Raw genomic sequence first — 16673 nt, forward strand, 5'->3', positions numbered from 1 at the left:
CACAAATCCCCTTGAGAATGGCACAAAACCTCTTGATAAGGAATCACCCCTTTTTCTGGTAAGGCTCTTTTCACAAACTTTGTTGCATTTGGAGTTTAATAAGGGTAAAAAACCTTGTCATTTGGAGCGAAGCAGCTTGAAACCTTAATAAAAAATCAAACCCAAGATTGACATCCTCTAGAGGATCCCTTTTATTTAAGTCTATTTTTTAAATGAACTTGATCTACGTTTTCTATACCTCGCGTGCGGTTGTGACCTATTCTTGGCTCCGAGACGAATCCCAGACTTAGAAAACCTAAACTCCGCAATTGACTAGATCACATGTATAAATCCTTGATAGTGCTAAGGAAATCTCCCGATTTCCTCCAAAACAAAAACGGATCTTTCATAAATAGGCGGTTAAAAAACTAAAACAAAAGAAGCCACTACATATTTAGATTTGTTAATAAACTCCATATATTGCTATTAATAAACTATATACGGAAAAAAAGGGGTTTTAATCGTTAAATTTGTTATAATTTTCAATAAAATAATTAAAAAAAGGAAGTTTTCATGGATATTCTGGATGTTAGTCAACTCTTACGTGATCGAAGTGCTCTCGCTTTTATATGCGTAAAATACAAAAAATAGCTATATTATCAATTAGCTGCATCCGGTTGTATTTGTTGGTTAGATTGTGGAATAATCCGAATGATTTTCAGACTACAAGCAGTGGGTGGGTAAATAAATGACAATTAGAATCGAAATAGAATATAAAAAGTTGAGTTTTGAACCAGAAGAGGATATCTATGAATTCTACGATACAACAGTCGACATTATTAAGAACGGTCGCTCTTTTTTTGAAAATTTCCAGCCCATAACCAAGGATAGTGAACTGGCAAAATATATTGTTCATTCTGACTGGGAGGGGGAGGGGAATGCTTTTACCTATCCTCATGATCACACTCATTTCCCATTGTTTAGTATGGTCTTGGATTTGAATTTGGGGTTAAGGCAAATTCAGCCTAATCAGGTATTTGTATTGACCCATGATGCCTATCAATCGGAATTGGTGTTTAACAGACAGGAAGAAGAGATACATGTGTTCTATCATCTTAAATATTTTGGATTGTGGTACGACGGCAGCCAAATGATTTTTACCCGAAAGATACCCGAAACATCTTCTTTTGTAGTAAGTGCAAACGAATTTATAGCGGCAATTGAAGAATGGATATCTCATCTTCAAGAATATTTATTAATCAATCAACCTGAATTAATGATGGACCCATTGGTACAAAGAAGCTTTGGAATGGATAAGGCTTTTAATGATATTTATGCAGAAAGCCCTTATACAAACGATTGGATTTCTGAATGGGAAGATGAGGAGTGATCGAACTAACTGGTGCAAAAGTTAAAAGGATATTGCAACTTTAACTCCTAATCACCATCAATTAAAATGTAACGCTGCCTAGTGAAGTGCAAAAAAGGAGTAGAGTGCAACTATGAACAAAGATGAGCGAGAAGCTAGGTTAAAGGAACTATTAAAGGTTCAAAAGCAGAAAGAAATGCTGGACCACGCAAAGTTACAAGAAAAAACTGTAAGAGATGCATTCGAAGAGGCATTTGGGATGTAATAGAATATGAAATTCTAGATCCAAACGAAACTAGATTAATCCTAGAAGACATGGGTGAAACCTTTCCCATCGCCTTTTGGAATAGAATTGACTGGGCTGACAGTTCAGTTAATCGAATGGAAATAAATGAAAAAGACATTAGCCGCATCCCTTTACTTCTAAAAGAAAAAGGCTTTAATCCCTCCAGCTCGATATATGTTTTTTGGGGTTATGATGATTTTCCATGTGTAAAAACGAGATTAACAACGGGGTTATTGAACAAATTTGATGAAATTATTTGGCTAGGAAGCGACATGTATTATTATTGCCCTGTTCAAAAATATTTAATTGAGTTTTTCCATGATGATTCCATTAATATAGGCTGGATAACAAATAGAAATGATTAAACCGAGAAGAGGAAAACATTCCGGAGCACCACAGGGACGATTCTCATGGTTTTTTACTGACTTCGGATCACCAGAACTGCCCCAAAGGGCGTCATAAAAGGCTAAATTAATAGCTCCTTCTCACCCTGCTATCAAGATTAACAACTTCACCTTTAGATTGGTTTTTTGACGATTGCTTCAGACCTTTTAAAGATAAAGTAATAATAATACCGCTAAAGATACTGGATAGGATTGTATTTCCTATCCCCAATAGTGGGTTTTTAATAATAAATATCGAGATGAAGAAAGTAATAAACATGATTAATCCGAGTTCGAAAGTGGCTGGTGTGTCGTTACTTAAATTGAAAAAAACAAAATGGGAAAGGAGTCACGGCTCCTTTCCCATTTTGTTAACAGCCCCCATAGGACCTTTTTTTATTTACCAATATTAAACCAACCTGGCATTGCTTGAATAACATTCCAAAGTTTTTCTGGAATATTAAGCTGGTCTAGTTTCGAAACATTCAACTCAGAAGCTATCTCGGCTTCACGTCCATTTGCGACCTTTTCTACCCAATCAGGGTTCATAATTAACGTATGCCCAATGGCAACTAACGGCAATCCTAATTCCATAGTTTTAAGAGCATCATCCGGTGTTATTATGGAACCAGCAGCCATCACAGGTACCTTACTGTTTCCTCTTTCAAGAATTAATTCAAGCCATGTTTTTTCATCTTGACTATCTACTGGCTTTGAAGACACATTAAATAATGAAGCATGTATATAATCCAAATCCTGTTCAACAAGGATATCAATTAATTCATATGTGTCTTTCATACGTAATCCGTCCACTTTGGAGGATTCTTCAGGGGAAAATCGGTATCCTAAAATGAATGGTTTTTTAGCATGTTTTTCAATGACATTTTTGATTTCTTCAATAATCGCCAATGGAAAACGTAAGCGATTTTCAAGTGATCCTCCCCATTGGTCCGTCCGCTGATTGGTCGCTGGCGACCAGAAATTCTGAATTAAAAATCCATGAGCCCCATGAATTTCGACGCCATCAAATCCGGCTTCAATCGCTCTTCTCGTTGTGTCTCCAAAAGCACGTATCATCGACAGGATTTCCTCATGTGATAGCTCTCTTGTTTCCACAGTTGGGCCAAGAGCATCAGCCTCAGATTGCAATGCACTCGCACTAACTGCATCCAATCCAGGCAGGGCTTTATTACCTGCATGAAAAATCTGAAGTACCGCAGGTGAGCCTCCACTTTTCGCTGCATCAGCTAATTTTCGTAAACTTGGAGTAAATTCATCATTGTATCCAGCAAATTCATTCGTAAAACCTTGCCCATTAGGAGTAACATGAGTACACCCTGTAATGACGAGTCCTACTCCATTCACTCTTTGTTTGTAATACTTTACTTCGTCATCCGAAATGGTAAGATCGTCATTACTTGACCAGGTTGTCATAGGTGCCATAACGATTCTATTCTTAATTGTTATTCCACTTCTGAATGTGAAGGATTCAAATAATCTACTGTATTTTTGATTCATTTCTTTAACCTCTTTATCGAATATTCTTCTAATGTTGAGTTAATCTGGACTACTATTATTACCATTCTGAGCCGTTACAACTACCCTATTAGAAGTTCTACTTTAGTGTAATTGGTTAACGTAAGGGTAAGTCAAGCGATAATTTTTATATGATTATATAAAGGATTTTTGTTTTTAGTTCTCCTTTATGATATATTTTTAGTTACAGTAACTGTAACTAAAGGTGGGATAAGTAATGTTGTATTCAATGAAATATGTAGTGGAGAACTTAAATATATCAGCAAAGACACTTAGATTTTATGAAGAGCAAGGGATACTGCCAAATGTAACTCGTGATGAAAAAGGTCGTAGGGTTTATAGCGAACAACATATCGATTGGATTTCTTTTATTCGTTGTCTTAAAGAGACAGGAATGCCTCTTTCTAAAATAAAAGAATATAAGGAACTTTATGAAGTAGGAAATCCTACCTTCTTGCAAAGAGAAGAAATGTTGATACAGCATAAATTGGAAGTGCAGAAGAAAATTGAAGAAAGCTTAAAACACTTGGAAGAAATAAACTATAAAATAGCCATGTATGAACTTCAGACAGAAGAGGTTAGGAAAAATCCTAATTATAACTTTAAATGTCATGGTCTGGAAAATAAGATTGTGAATTAATGTACTTACGCTAACGGGGAAAGCATTTTTCTTATTCAAGCAACGGGCAGAATAGCTAAATAAAGAAGGAGATATACTAAGTTAAATAATTCCTTTTGGATAAGGGGGGTATTAATATGTCAATGAAAAAACATTGGTTACTTAATATTGTAATGATATTACTCTCGTGGCTTACAATACCTTTGTTAGGATGGCGGACTATAAAGAGATTTTTACCAGCCTCAATCCTTGCTGTTCTACTATGTAGTTTGGATGCTCAAATTGGAAAAAAACGCAGATGGTGGTCTTTTTATAATAAACCACAGTCCTTTATTCAAAATGAATTTCCTTTTCTCATAGGCCCAATGTTGGCGATGTCTTTATGGACTTTAAAATGGGGATACGGAAATTTTAAAAAGTTTATTATGTTAAATGTTATTGGCCAAGCAATTTTTGTATCTCCAATTACAAGGTTATTCACAAAATTAAAACTCTATAAATTAGTTCAATTTAACGAATTTCAATTCTTTCTATATTTCTTTTACAAGGCTTTTTTATTATATGGATTTCAATATCTTTTTGAAAAATACAAGAAAACTAATGATTTTTAAAGCAGCGGGTGCGACTCTTCAAGATGAAGGTTGCCTTTTTTATTCCACAAGAAAAATTGTGAAATTTTGCACTTAAACTATCGGGGTGCTTGAGTTTAACAAAGAGTCGTAGCTGCGACTCTTTTTCTTGTTCCACTCCCTCAGTTAAATACGATTTTCTCCCGAATGCTCGCTAATTCGCAGGATTTCATAACCTTTGGTATAGCTTTAACGATTAAATGAAATGAGTTCAGATTATTAGGCTTCGTGAAGGCATAGGGAAATAGAGGAGAGATTTATAACTCCATATTTTACCATATGATGTACATGCTCCACGCCACCCTTGGAGGCTTTCCCTCCCATGTCTCAACGGGTCAAATGCCCTATCATTCCTTCGTCATGCCTATCCAAGGGGTGGAGGCCAGTTATGCTAACGGGATGGGTCAAAGCCCTTTTGTGGAACAAACCTGGTACTCCGTACATGTTTGAAATCCTACGAATAAGCCAACATTCGATAAGTGCAAGACAACCTCTTTATTGTTATGATTTAAGAAAGTTTATCCTTTTGGAAAAACTAGTAAGTGTTTCTAATAATCTATTAGTTCTTATGCTGCTAGGGAAGATAAAGGTTGTAATTTTTCTGGATAATAGGATTCATTTCGTTTGGCCATTCCAACAAATATCCTAGCCAGTTTACCAACCAATTTCATAATTGATTTCATCTTCTTAATTTTTTTCACCTTAACATTTGAGGTGTGTAAAGCTTTAAACTCAGGGTTGTTCATGACAAGGCTCATCGTCGCTAAGTAGAGAAAACGCCGAAGTCTAGATCTTCCCCGTTTAGAAATGACAATTTGTCCTTTCCACTTTCCCGAACTTGCTTCAGCTAGGTGTAATCCTGCATGACGTAGTAAAGAATTGCCGTGGGCAAAGCCACTTAAATCTCCAGCTTCCCCTAATATACCTGCCAATGAAATCTCACTAATTCCTTTAATGCTAAGCAATTGATTAGCATAAGGAATTTGTTTAAGTACTTCTGCCACTTGTTTTTCAACTCTTTCGAGTTGTGTTGTTGCGAGGTCAAATTCCTCTAGTAATTGTTGTAGATGAAATTTATAAGCATCAAGTGCTTGCTTAGTGCCAATCGAACGATTAGCTAAATGAATAAGTAATTGGGCCTTTTTTAATCCAGGCTGTCTCTTCATCAGTGACTTCCACCCGATAACAACATTTTGAGGTTGCATTGAACGCAATTCCATAGGGGTAGGAAATAAACGAAGAGTTGCGATTGCCCCTTTACCTTTCACGTCTTTAAAAACTTGTCGGAGCTCTGGAAAGACAACATCTACCCAACGATTTAATTGCTTGATCGAACTAACAAGACGCTTAACAATCACATCACGGTTAGACATAAGAACTCGAAGTTCTTCAAATGATTCAGAAGTGGGACGAACAATGGAATAGTAACCGTTTTTCACCATATCAGCGATAACTAGTGCATCTTTTTTATCGCTTTTCGACTGGGTATTATCTCTATTCTCTTTATTCCTTTTTACATGGTATGGATTTACTGTTACTACATCAATATTCTGTTCGAAAAGCCATTTTGATAGATTAATCCAGTAATGTCCCGTAGGTTCCATGCCGACTATAGTGGTAACTAAGTTATTTGTCCTTTTTAATTTGTTAACCCAGTGCAATAAAATAGTAAATCCATCTTCGTTATTTTCAAATGTGAGAGGATCGCCGACTACAATTCCACGGAAATTCACCGCTCGAGCGACGTGAAATTGTTGAGCAATGTCCACACCAACAACGAGATGTTTATCGGAAATTCTTTCTATTAGTTGATTTTGTTTGTCTTGCATTTTAAACTTCATAGTAGGGGTTCCTCCTAGGGTTTTGAGTTAGAGTGGTGTCTATACTCATATCTTACTGAGGAGCTCTTTTTTTATCAAAGTCAATAATTAACTCTCTACAGGAATGCTAACGGGGCAGGTTTGTTGTGCGAAATGTTTCTGGCTTAAATTGAGATTGGTCACAATACTCAGGTAAAGGTCGGACAGCTCCTCTCGGAACTGAAGGGTTATATCGAAGAATCAAATGATGGGGTAACGCCCTGAAGGGTTCTCTCTTAGTCGAATAGCATTTGATTTAGTAAGAATGAGAGTGTTATAAGCTCGGCAAAAAGGCGTGAGAAATTACCGTAGCAGTTCGGCTGCCGAAAGCCTACTCGATGGAGTGGTGTAATTCATGATGCTTGAGTTGAATGAATATGGTGAGGATGCGAATACATCTAAAAGAAAAAGGTTAAGCTGACGAACTTCTGAATGTACGGGTCTAAACCTGCAATACATAGAAATGTGTATTATCACCAAATTGTGAGGTTAGCTGTGGGTGAGTAAGAATAACAAATATGAAAATCCATGATACGTTATAGGCGTTTGAATGCTAACAGGCTTACAGGAAGCACCTAAGTTCATTCCATAATAGATATAATTCAACGTTGTAAACTGATAACGTGGAGGGCTTACTCCCTGAGAATCGTTGGCAAGGAAAGCAATAATGATATTAGTTACCGTATAACTTGCCTTTATATCAGTGAAAGTGGTGGCACAGTACCAATGAAATGTTTAATCAACATGGAGGGATAGCCACTATACTAATGAAGAATCATTCAACCATGTAAGGCAGATTTTTATCGATTAATAAGGTTCTTGTGAGACTAAAAGAGGTTTAACTCCGAAAGGAGTTGCCGACTTATTGAAACGGAAAAAGCTGAGGCACAATGAGTATTATAATTTACAGGAGTGCTTTGACTCTTTGTACGCTCAAAGTGTCAGTGGTAAAAAGTTTTATGGATTAATAGAATTGATGAGTTCTAATGAAAATATTCGTCTTGCCTACCGTAATATCAAAAGAAATACAGGTAGTAAAACGGCAGGAACTGATAATCTTACGATTAAAGATATTTGTCATTTATCTGTGGAAGATGTAATAAACACTGTTCAAATCATGTTTAAAAACTACAAACCTAAAATGGTTAGACGAGTGTTTATTGAAAAAGGAAACGGAAAATTTAGACCCTTAGGGATTCCAACCATCTGGGATAGAATTTTCCAACAGTGTATTCTACAAGTATTGGAACCCATTTGTGAAGCCAAATTCCATAAACATAGCTATGGATTTCGACCAAATAGAAGCACCCATCATGCCAAAGCAAGGTTCGAATTTCTTGTCAATCAAGCTGGGCTTCATCATTGTGTGGGTGTCGATATAAAGGGCTTCTTTGATAATGTGAATCACGGAAAACTTTTGAAACAGCTTTGGTCATTGGGGATCAGGGATAAGGTATTACTCTCAATTATCTCAAGATTATTAAAAGCGGAGATTGATGGAGAAGGAATACCAGCCAAAGGAACACCGCAAGGTGGAATTTTATCACCCCTATTATCAAATGTCGCTCTTAATGAACTTGATTGGTGGATAAGTAATCAGTGGGAAACATTCGAAAGCAACTTTAAATATAAGACTAGTGGAATCAAGTATCAAGGACTTAAAAAATCTGGGTTAAAAGAATGCTTTATCGTCCGCTATGCGGACGATTTTAAAGTTTTGTGCAGAACTCGTTCTCAAGCAATCAGAATGAACTATGCCATAAAAGACTTTTTGAAAACAAGATTACACCTTGAAACCAGCGATGAAAAATCAAAGGTAATAAACCTAAAGAAAAACTCTTCCGAGTTTCTCGGCTTTACTTTTAAAGTAGTAAGGAAGGGAAAAACTAGGTTTGGTCATGTAGTCCTGTCAAATATGTCTAGAAAAGCAAAGACTAATGCCTCTAATAAAATTAAAGAAGCAATTAAAGCAATCCAGAAGAACCCTTGTGTAGAGACAGTCTGGCATTTCAACACAGTTGTAATGGGAATCCAAAACTACTATTCCGCAGCAACCCAAATTACTACAAATCTGAATGAGTTAAACTTCTATCTGAGAAAAACACTGTATAATCGTTTAATGATTTTTAGAACAGATGCGAATTTTCATGAGATGACAACAACTCTACAAAAAAGGTACAAAGGTTACAAATCGAAACTATACAAAATACAAAGTATGGTGTTTGTGCCCATATATGCTCAGAAGCATAAAACAAACTTATGCTTTTCACAGGAAACATGTAATTATACTACCGAAGGTAGAGATAAAATCCACAAAAGTCTAAAAGCTGTAAACAAAAGGGTTTTATTTTCAATTATGAAAAACTATATTCCAAATCGTTCAATTGAATACAATGACAATCGAATAAGTAAGTTTATTGCTCAATATGGGAAATGTGCGGTAACAGGAGTGGAGCTTGGAGTCAGTGATTGGCACTGCCATCACAAGAATCCGTATCACCTATCAAAAGATGATACATTTTCAAACCTTGTGATACTCCATGAATCAGTTCATCGCTTAATCCATCTTAAGGACAGTGAAAAGATAAAGATATTAATCAAAACCTTAAAACTTACCAAAAAGCAAAAAGAAAAGATAAACGAATTTCGATTACAATGTAAAAATGAAACTATATGATTTCGGAAGAAAGCATCATCAACCTAAACAAATACATAGAATTGAATGAATTGGATTAGTTGGAACGCCGTATGCGGTGAAAGTCGCACGTACGGTGTGAACAGGGGGAAAAGGTGGCGATAACTTCAAAGCCTTACCTATCTGTATGAAGAAGGATATTTCCTGTTTTAAGCGAATTAGAATTTAAACAAACCTTACACGAATACAGGTATTGAAAATAGCAGGAACATAGGAGGTATGAGATATGAAGATCAATAGAATAGATCATGTGAGTATAAACGTAAATGATCTTTCAGAGGCTAAAGCGTTTTTTCTTGATTTAGGACTTGTAGTGCAAGCGGAATGGGAATTGGATGGAGAACAGTTGGACAGAATAGTTGGGCTTAGTGATGTTAAAACGGCATGTGTAGGATTGGGGATGCCAGATGGTCAGGCATGGATAGAGCTAGTCAAATTTTACACGCCATCAGATGAAAAAGATATTCAGCAACCTTTTGCAAATACGCTGGGTATCCGACATATTTGCTTTGCTGTTGAAGATATTGAAGCTATTGTTGCAAAATTGAAAAAGAGGGGCACGGAAATCTTTAGTGAGATACAGCAATATGAAGAAAGTTATAAGTTATGCTACGTTCGTGGTCCAGAGGGAATTATTTTAGAGTTGGCGGAGAAAATCAGATAAATATTGAATGGGACTTTAAATGATTTAGATTTCCAACTTTAAAGATTTCATCTGAAACCATCGGGTGCGTTGCATGTAAATTGTAGTTTTGCATCTTGTTGAGCTGCGTAGACAGGAAGATGGCAGGGAGCTATATAACGTGGGAAAAGTTCAATAAGATTAAGTCGATTTTTCCTCTAGAGCGTCCTAAACTTTCAATTCCATTTTCGGAATTAAAGATGTACGCGAAACTGTGAAGTAATTTCTGAAGAGCCCGGTGCGGGAAATCCGCACGCCGGGTTCTGTGGGGGTTTGAGTCGCCAATTGGGCGACCTTTCTACCCGGAGGGTGGAGTACAATTTACCGCAAGGTAGAAAGGCTCCCTTCTACTCGACTAGTTTAGCAAGATTGATTAAGATACTTTATTTCGGCAAAAAATAAGACCCTTTGATTTAGGGAAATCAAGGGTCGTACCTTATAAATAAAAATAAGCTAATTATGAGTCTTTTCAAGAGCTAGTTTTATACCAAAACCTATCAGTATAGTACCTGTGATACCTTCAATAATATCTTGTGTTTTAGGTTTTTTCATAAAAGAACTAATCTGATTAATTAAATAGACATAAAGTAAAAACCATACGGCAGTCAATACAGTATAAGTTATACCCATTATAAGAAACGGTATAAAGGTATTGCTTCCAGAGTCCACGAATTGAGGCAAAAAGGTTAAGAAAAAGACAGCAACTTTGGGATTTAGGATATTTGTAATAAACCCTTGTTTAAAACAAGATGTGTTTACAAACTGGCTTTTTGTGTTCATCTCAACGCTTGCTGTTTCTTCCTTTTTCTTCATTGACCATAAGGTCTTAACACCCAGATAAATTAAATAAACAGCGCCAACGTATTTGAAGACAGAAAATAATATTGCTGATTTCACAATGATGGCTGAAAGTCCTAATACAGCAGCAGAAGTATGGATAAGAAGGGCACAACAAGTACCTAGAGCTGTTTTAAGACCTCCGATTCTCCCAACGGTGACAGTATTTTTTGTAGCAATTGCAGTATCAGGACCGGGTAAAATAATTAGTAAAATACACATTAGGACAAACAGATAAAAATTTTCCATTTTAATATCACCTTTCTGATTATGATGAGTACTGATCATGTGATTCTTACATTGTATTATATATAAATCGTGTTATTAATTGAACATAAACCTTATTGATTGATTTCCTTGTTGAACTAATGGGTGCTTGAGTTGAAGAATCAGCCTAAACAAGTTGATTTAACCCCGTTTAGTACAGTAACCTTTGTCCCCGTTTTGTAGTTTGTATAATTTCTTACAGATGATTAGACCCTTCCATTTTCACCTAGAAGCTATTTTTTTATTGCATTAAAGGGTGTGAATATTGATAATTAGGAGTAATTGGTAATTCTGAGTTAGAAACCAATACATGAATGAAATTGTTCAAATGAAGATACACTATCTAATTATAAAATATTGATGACAAAAAATGACAGGTATGAATCTAACGAAATAGATTACACCTGTCATTTTTTATTACAAAAAGTTATTTTAAATAACCTTAAATCACATATGATTCATATGATTTATGAAGATAACGTTCTATAAACTCAGCTAATCCATCATTTTCGTGGTGTCCTGTAACAAAATCAGCTGCTGCTTTAACCTCTTCGCTAGCGTTCCCCATTGCCACTCCAGTACCGACATGACGAAGCATCTCTATATCATTGGGTCCGTCTCCAATGGCTACGACTTCATTTGGACTAATTCGAAATGCGCGAAGTAAGCTTTTTATAGCAGACCATTTGGAAACATTAGGAGCAACCATTTCAAACCCGTCATTCCAATTGATGACTTCTGCTTCCTTTTTAAACAAAGCGGATAATTCAGAACTTGGTCCACCTGTTCGAACACTATATTTAAGAACATCTTGATAATTTGCCAGTCTTAAATCTCCAATATACCGTGGCGGAATTTGCCCAACTGTTGTCCAATAATCGATTTCTTCATTTGTTTCCTTACAATAAAGCCCATTTGCTGTATGGATAATAACATTACAAGGATTTTCAGCGGTCAGACGGTGGAATCGTTCTTCGTTCAGTCGGACGGTTTTCATTTGCATAGCTCTTCCTGTCTCTGCATCGTGAATAGCCGCACCATTCAAACAGATCATAGGAGTTCGTAATCCAATTTCTTTATGGTAAGGAGCGGTTACTTCATAGTGTCGACCAGTAGCTAGAAAAACCTTGACTCCCTGATTAATGAGCTTATAAATGGCTTCCATATTTCGGCGGGAAATGTTGTTTGAGGCTTTTAGTAGTGTACCATCCATATCAATAAATATTGCACGAACATTCATTTATACTGCCTCCTCATTCGTTGATAAACCAATCCTATCATCTGAATATTAAAGCCTTGTAAACTCAGTGTATAGATTAAATAAAGTTTCAGTATGGGAAAAAACATTAAAGGTTTTTCAAAAATACAATGTTCCAATTACAGAGAAGACATTACAAGTATTAGTAAACGACAACATTCTTCAAGTATTGATAACTGAATTAAATAAAGTAGTAGGAAGCTCCAACTCAACTTGCATAGAAGGTGGCTGACAAATGCCATCTAAAAAGGAGTAAAAAATAAAATCCTCTTATTTAGCTAACGGAGTGCTTTGTTTCTATAAGGGAGCAAGGCATTTTTCTTATTCAAGTAACGTGGCAGTTTAGTTTAGTTAGACAAGGATGTTAAAGGTTATTGTTTGAATTAAACAATAGTAATGAAAATTTCCGAAAATATTTTATTCTCCAATTGGAAATCGAAAAGAAATAATCCTTTTTGGTAGTAAATATAAAAGGAACTCCCAAAATAGTGGAACTTCCTCCATAATGCTTAGTCTTATAAAGACTAATGGTAATAAAAGGATATTAGGTTAAAACCAGGAAGCACCTACTATAATTAATAACATGAACAATACGACAATGAGAACGAATGTTGAACGGTCGCCGTAACCATATCCTCCATAGCCGTTACCACCATAATCATATCCGCAGTAACCAAGCATGTAAAATCCCCCTTTTTTATAAATTAATAATATCTTCGACCAACAAAGGCAGAACCTACGATAATAAGTGGAATAAACAGTACAACAATTATTGCGAAACTTCCGCTCCATGGAGGGCAAACGGGATAGTTTTGTCCCGATAACAAAAACTAACAGAATGAAAACGATAATATATAAAGGAGATTAAATATGCTGAAAAAGATACGGAAAATCCTTCAAGTACTCCTATTTGTATTTTTCGGCGCATGTTTTGTTTTGCTTCCTTGGAGTAATATTGACAGAACAGCAGCCGAAAAAAGGATGGTATTTGACCAGCAGCCCATCCAATACCCGATTCGTCAAAGTAATATTACTATGTATACGGACGGGAAACAGTTAGACAATCAATTATTCTCAGATATAAGGAAAGCAAAACATTACGTGTATATCAACTTTTTCTCTATTGCTGATGATAAAGTAAGTCATCAATTTCTAGATTTATTGAGACAAAAAAGCCAGGAAGGTATAGAAGTATATTATGCAGTGGACAGGCTGGGTGGAATTTTACTAAAGAAGAGGGAAAGAGAATTATTGGTTAAAGCAGGAGTGCATTTTACGTATTACAATAAGCCTGCTTTACCTTATCTTTTTGCTTCTTTGGATCGTCGGAATCATCGCCGTATTTCAATTATTGATGGAAGGATTGGGTACATTGGCGGATTTAACATCGGCAAGAAGTATTTAGGAGAAAAAGTAAAACTCGGTCACTGGAGAGATTATCACCTTCAAATACGAGGAGAAGGAGTTCAAGATCTAGAACATCAATTTGTGTTAGACTGGAAGAAAAACACAGAGCAACAGATTCCTATACACAGCGCGACAAAGGAAGAGGGAGCAACCTCGCATCGATTTACTGCATATTATAGCGGAGAGAAACTTGGGCAAGATTATGCAATGCTGTTTCATCAAGCAAAAGAGTCCATCATTATAGTAACACCTTATTTTATACTAAATGACAGAACTATTTGGAACTCATTAGTGGATGCAAGAAAAAGAGGAGTTCGTGTTAAAATTCTGTTCTCACCTCATTCGGATGCACTGTTAGTTAAAGAGGCAGCGTATCCATATATTCGAAAAGCATTAAAACAGGGAATAGAAGTATACGGTTATAAAAAGGGAGTGATACACGGTAAAGTATTCTTGATTGATAAAAACATATTGATGGTAGGGACCGTAAATTTTGATTCGCGCTCGTTTCATTTAAATGAAGAAATGAACTGCTATATCCATGACCCTGTCTTTATTTCTAAAATAAAGCCAGTCATCAATGAAGACATCCAAAATTCAAAGCGAGTAACATCCTCTGACGTCAATCAATTATCTATAAAAGAAAAACTGAAAGAAAAGTTTGCAAAAATGATTGAGTATTATTTGTAAAAACTAAGTATTTTTATTTTAAGGAGTAGTAGACTGCATTTTATTAGAATAAATTAAATTACTGATACTAAAATAGAATGCTATGGAGAGGGAACATTGTTTCCTTCTCTTTTTTATTTAGGCTATGTAAAGGGGTACTCATTTTTACTACCATTTAAGAACGAAATTTAAAGGTACTGAGTGCTTTCACAGTTTCAGGGTCGTTATGTGATAAGAACAAGCTCTTTTTCGTATCTAACGTAGCAATCGTCTCCATAAAATGCAGGCGACAGTTAAACAAGTATAGTTAGGAATAAATTTAAAAGGGAACAGTCGAGATCCTCTTCAGGAGGACTACAAAAGTTTTAAATGTAAAATTACCTATATTATCCATCTCGAATGATGCATTAATAATGGATGGTGGGGAAAAGTATTGCCATTCAAAGTTTTTTTCTAAAAAAAGTGAAGGTACAAATAATAAAAAAACGCAGCTGATAACAAAAGGATATCAGCTACGTTTTAACACATTTATTGCTGGTATGTTTGATTAATCATATTCATTTGACCGGTTTGCCCTTGGTTTTGTTGTTGCTGTTGTAATTGTTGTTGTGATTGGTTAATTTGTTGAGATATCTGATTTAACATATTAACTGATTGTAGTGATTGTTCTACATTACTTAACATAGTTATCGAAGATGGTTAATAAACTAAACAGATACTTTAATAAGTTAATAATAAAATAAAAGGTATGTTCTGTTTTTTTATATGATAAAAAAGAAAAAGGTAATTCGTAACCATAAATCTGAATATCGAGAATGCTGGAACCACTGGCAAGCGCAAGTGTTACCAATTTATCTTTCTTTTTCGAAAGAGATCAAATATTCCTGCAAATAAATAAAGCTGGAAATCCGGCTTTATTTGTTTATTGCTTTCTCAATATTTGTTGGAAATAGTAACGTGATGCTTGTCCTTTTTCCCTGTTGGCTTGTTACACTGACTTTTCCCTTCATCGTCTCAACAATTCGGTAAACAACCATCATACCAAGACCAGTTCCTTTGGTATCTTTCGACGAAAAGTACGGCTCCCCGAGCCGATTTTTCTGTTCTTCGTTCATGCCGATGCCTTCATCTTTAATGGTGATTTTAATGGTGGAATCTTTTTGAAAACAAGTAATCGTCAGCTCTCCACCGTTTGGCATTGCTTCAATACCGTTTTTAAGGATGTTAATCAACACCTGCTGGAACAGTCCTCTATTTCCCTTCAAGCTGCAAGCGATGATTTCCTTTTTCAATTGCACACCGTTCATGCTGGCGAGCGGCTCGATAAGTTGCAAAGATTTTTCGATTTCTTCCTTTATCTCCAATTCCTCCATATTTTCCGGTGCAGGCTTGGCAAACGTCAAATAATCGCGGATGATGCTGTCCGCCCTGTCCAACTCTTGCAGAGCGATACTGATGTATTCCTTTTGTCGCTCATCGGCATCTTTCATCTCGCAAAGAAGCTGCATGAATCCTCTTGCCGTCGTGAGGGGATTCCTCACTTCGTGGGAGATGCTCGCTGCCAAGTGGCTGACCACTTCCATTTTTTCCATTTTTACAACCCTGCTCATTAAAGCATGCTGCTGCCGGACGGTTTCAAGAATATAGCCAAAGACATAAAGTCCGCCGGTTTGGCTGAAAATATAAGCGAGACAGAAAAGGACGGTATAGGAAATATGGTAAAAATAATACACGCATGCCAACCACCAGATGCTGATAAACAGCATGAACGCGGCAAGAAAGAGCAGTCTCTCTTTCATCGCAAGGATTTGAAAGCGGTTGCGAAACAGGGTGAACAGTAGACAAAAAAGCAGCACCGTTGAAATAGTGAGCCATAAATAATCGTTGCCCTCCAGAAACCGCAGGACAAGGAACAGGAATAGGAGGAAAAACCAAACTCTGATAAATCTCATGGCATAGAAACTCCCAAAAGCCAGAGGGATCAAACTCAGGTTAAAGATGAATCCGTTTCCCAATTCGATGGGAAATAGGATGTTCGTGGCGATCATCACACTAATCATCACGAAAACCGTTCTTTCGATTTGAAGCTGCTCAATATTCCTTTTATATAAGGTGTATTGCAGAAATAGGATATTGAACAATATAGCGAGTATATTAATCAAAACATGAGTGGTGTTTTCCATTCTAGATGTCTCTCT

Annotated in this window: 15 protein-coding genes; 8 read left to right on the forward strand and 7 right to left on the reverse strand. The window is 36.1% G+C overall.

What is annotated here, in order from left to right; translation table 11 throughout:
* The first annotated feature begins 727 nt into the window (after positions 1 to 727).
* The 3 genes from QF028_RS29460 to QF028_RS29470 all read left to right on the forward strand — a co-directional run bounded on the left by QF028_RS29460 (position 728) and on the right by QF028_RS29470 (position 1999).
* Complete coding sequence (locus QF028_RS29460) at positions 728 to 1369, forward strand: hypothetical protein (protein ID WP_429471043.1); 642 nt, start codon at positions 728 to 730, stop codon at positions 1367 to 1369.
* Positions 1370 to 1481: 112 nt separating this feature from the next.
* Complete coding sequence (locus QF028_RS29465) at positions 1482 to 1613, forward strand: hypothetical protein (protein WP_429471045.1); 132 nt, start codon at positions 1482 to 1484, stop codon at positions 1611 to 1613.
* An 11-nt stretch (positions 1614 to 1624) separates the two neighbouring features.
* Positions 1625 to 1999: a hypothetical protein gene (locus QF028_RS29470; protein ID WP_429472596.1), complete on the forward strand. Its 375-nt coding sequence runs from the start codon at positions 1625 to 1627 to the stop codon at positions 1997 to 1999.
* Between the two features lie 414 nt (positions 2000 to 2413).
* Here QF028_RS29470 and QF028_RS29475 read toward each other — a convergent pair whose 3' ends face one another.
* On the reverse strand, positions 2414 to 3535 hold the full coding sequence (locus QF028_RS29475) for an NADH-dependent flavin oxidoreductase (RefSeq protein ID WP_429471047.1): 1122 nt from the start codon (positions 3533 to 3535) through the stop codon (positions 2414 to 2416).
* A 235-nt stretch (positions 3536 to 3770) separates the two neighbouring features.
* Here QF028_RS29475 and QF028_RS29480 point away from each other — a divergent pair, with 235 nt between their 5' ends.
* Positions 3771 to 4193, forward strand: coding sequence for a MerR family transcriptional regulator (locus QF028_RS29480; protein WP_429471049.1), 423 nt, complete (start codon positions 3771 to 3773; stop codon positions 4191 to 4193).
* A 116-nt stretch (positions 4194 to 4309) separates the two neighbouring features.
* The gene (locus QF028_RS29485) at positions 4310 to 4783 is read left to right on the forward strand and encodes a hypothetical protein (RefSeq protein ID WP_429471050.1); all 474 of its coding nucleotides are present in this window, start codon (positions 4310 to 4312) and stop codon (positions 4781 to 4783) included.
* Positions 4784 to 5367: 584 nt separating this feature from the next.
* Here QF028_RS29485 and QF028_RS29490 read toward each other — a convergent pair.
* A complete protein-coding gene (locus QF028_RS29490; protein WP_429471052.1) occupies positions 5368 to 6642 on the reverse strand; it encodes an IS110 family transposase in 1275 nt (424 codons plus the stop codon).
* 994 nt (positions 6643 to 7636) lie between these two features.
* Here QF028_RS29490 and ltrA point away from each other — a divergent pair.
* Both ltrA and QF028_RS29500 read left to right on the forward strand, forming a co-directional pair.
* Complete coding sequence (ltrA, locus tag QF028_RS29495) at positions 7637 to 9337, forward strand: group II intron reverse transcriptase/maturase (RefSeq protein WP_429472598.1); 1701 nt, start codon at positions 7637 to 7639, stop codon at positions 9335 to 9337.
* A gap of 244 nt (positions 9338 to 9581) precedes the next feature.
* Positions 9582 to 10019: a VOC family protein gene (locus tag QF028_RS29500; protein WP_410887224.1), complete on the forward strand. Its 438-nt coding sequence runs from the start codon at positions 9582 to 9584 to the stop codon at positions 10017 to 10019.
* A gap of 471 nt (positions 10020 to 10490) precedes the next feature.
* On the opposite strand, the gene QF028_RS29505 is transcribed toward QF028_RS29500, so the two are convergent.
* The 4 genes from QF028_RS29505 to QF028_RS29520 all read right to left on the reverse strand — a co-directional run bounded on the left by QF028_RS29505 (position 10491) and on the right by QF028_RS29520 (position 13226).
* A complete protein-coding gene (locus tag QF028_RS29505) occupies positions 10491 to 11123 on the reverse strand; it encodes a LysE family translocator (RefSeq protein ID WP_215006638.1) in 633 nt (210 codons plus the stop codon).
* A gap of 460 nt (positions 11124 to 11583) precedes the next feature.
* Positions 11584 to 12381, reverse strand: a complete 798-nt coding sequence (locus tag QF028_RS29510; RefSeq protein WP_215006637.1) for an HAD family hydrolase — start codon at positions 12379 to 12381, stop codon at positions 11584 to 11586.
* Between the two features lie 567 nt (positions 12382 to 12948).
* Positions 12949 to 13080, reverse strand: a complete 132-nt coding sequence (locus QF028_RS29515) for a YjcZ family sporulation protein (protein WP_429471055.1) — start codon at positions 13078 to 13080, stop codon at positions 12949 to 12951.
* Between the two features lie 23 nt (positions 13081 to 13103).
* Positions 13104 to 13226, reverse strand: a complete 123-nt coding sequence (locus QF028_RS29520) for a YjcZ family sporulation protein (protein WP_420490980.1) — start codon at positions 13224 to 13226, stop codon at positions 13104 to 13106.
* 43 nt (positions 13227 to 13269) lie between these two features.
* On the opposite strand from QF028_RS29520, the gene QF028_RS29525 reads away from it, so the two are divergent.
* Complete coding sequence (locus tag QF028_RS29525; protein WP_429471058.1) at positions 13270 to 14496, forward strand: phospholipase D-like domain-containing protein; 1227 nt, start codon at positions 13270 to 13272, stop codon at positions 14494 to 14496.
* Positions 14497 to 15389: 893 nt separating this feature from the next.
* Here the strand turns inward: QF028_RS29525 and QF028_RS29530 are convergent.
* A complete protein-coding gene (locus QF028_RS29530) occupies positions 15390 to 16658 on the reverse strand; it encodes an ATP-binding protein (RefSeq protein ID WP_429471060.1) in 1269 nt (422 codons plus the stop codon).
* Between the last annotated feature and the right edge of the window lie 15 nt (positions 16659 to 16673).

Origin of the sequence: Neobacillus sp. B4I6 (assembly GCF_050434045.1) — a bacterium.
Lineage (GTDB): Bacteria > Bacillota > Bacilli > Bacillales > Cytobacillaceae > Neobacillus.

Bases quoted from the DNA above. Each gene is read 5' to 3' on its own strand.
- QF028_RS29460 (WP_429471043.1), top strand. From the start codon at position 728: ATGACAATTAGAATCGAAATAGAATATAAAAAGTTGAGTTTTGAACCA.
- QF028_RS29465 (WP_429471045.1), top strand. From the start codon at position 1,482: ATGAACAAAGATGAGCGAGAAGCTAGGTTAAAGGAACTATTAAAGGTT.
- QF028_RS29475 (WP_429471047.1), bottom strand. From the start codon at position 3,535: ATGAATCAAAAATACAGTAGATTATTTGAATCCTTCACATTCAGAAGT.
- QF028_RS29480 (WP_429471049.1), top strand. From the start codon at position 3,771: ATGTTGTATTCAATGAAATATGTAGTGGAGAACTTAAATATATCAGCA.
- QF028_RS29485 (WP_429471050.1), top strand. From the start codon at position 4,310: ATGTCAATGAAAAAACATTGGTTACTTAATATTGTAATGATATTACTC.
- QF028_RS29490 (WP_429471052.1), bottom strand. From the start codon at position 6,642: ATGAAGTTTAAAATGCAAGACAAACAAAATCAACTAATAGAAAGAATT.
- ltrA (WP_429472598.1), top strand. From the start codon at position 7,637: ATGAGTTCTAATGAAAATATTCGTCTTGCCTACCGTAATATCAAAAGA.
- QF028_RS29500 (WP_410887224.1), top strand. From the start codon at position 9,582: ATGAAGATCAATAGAATAGATCATGTGAGTATAAACGTAAATGATCTT.
- QF028_RS29505 (WP_215006638.1), bottom strand. From the start codon at position 11,123: ATGGAAAATTTTTATCTGTTTGTCCTAATGTGTATTTTACTAATTATT.
- QF028_RS29510 (WP_215006637.1), bottom strand. From the start codon at position 12,381: ATGAATGTTCGTGCAATATTTATTGATATGGATGGTACACTACTAAAA.
- QF028_RS29515 (WP_429471055.1), bottom strand. From the start codon at position 13,080: ATGCTTGGTTACTGCGGATATGATTATGGTGGTAACGGCTATGGAGGA.
- QF028_RS29525 (WP_429471058.1), top strand. From the start codon at position 13,270: ATGCTGAAAAAGATACGGAAAATCCTTCAAGTACTCCTATTTGTATTT.
- QF028_RS29530 (WP_429471060.1), bottom strand. From the start codon at position 16,658: ATGGAAAACACCACTCATGTTTTGATTAATATACTCGCTATATTGTTC.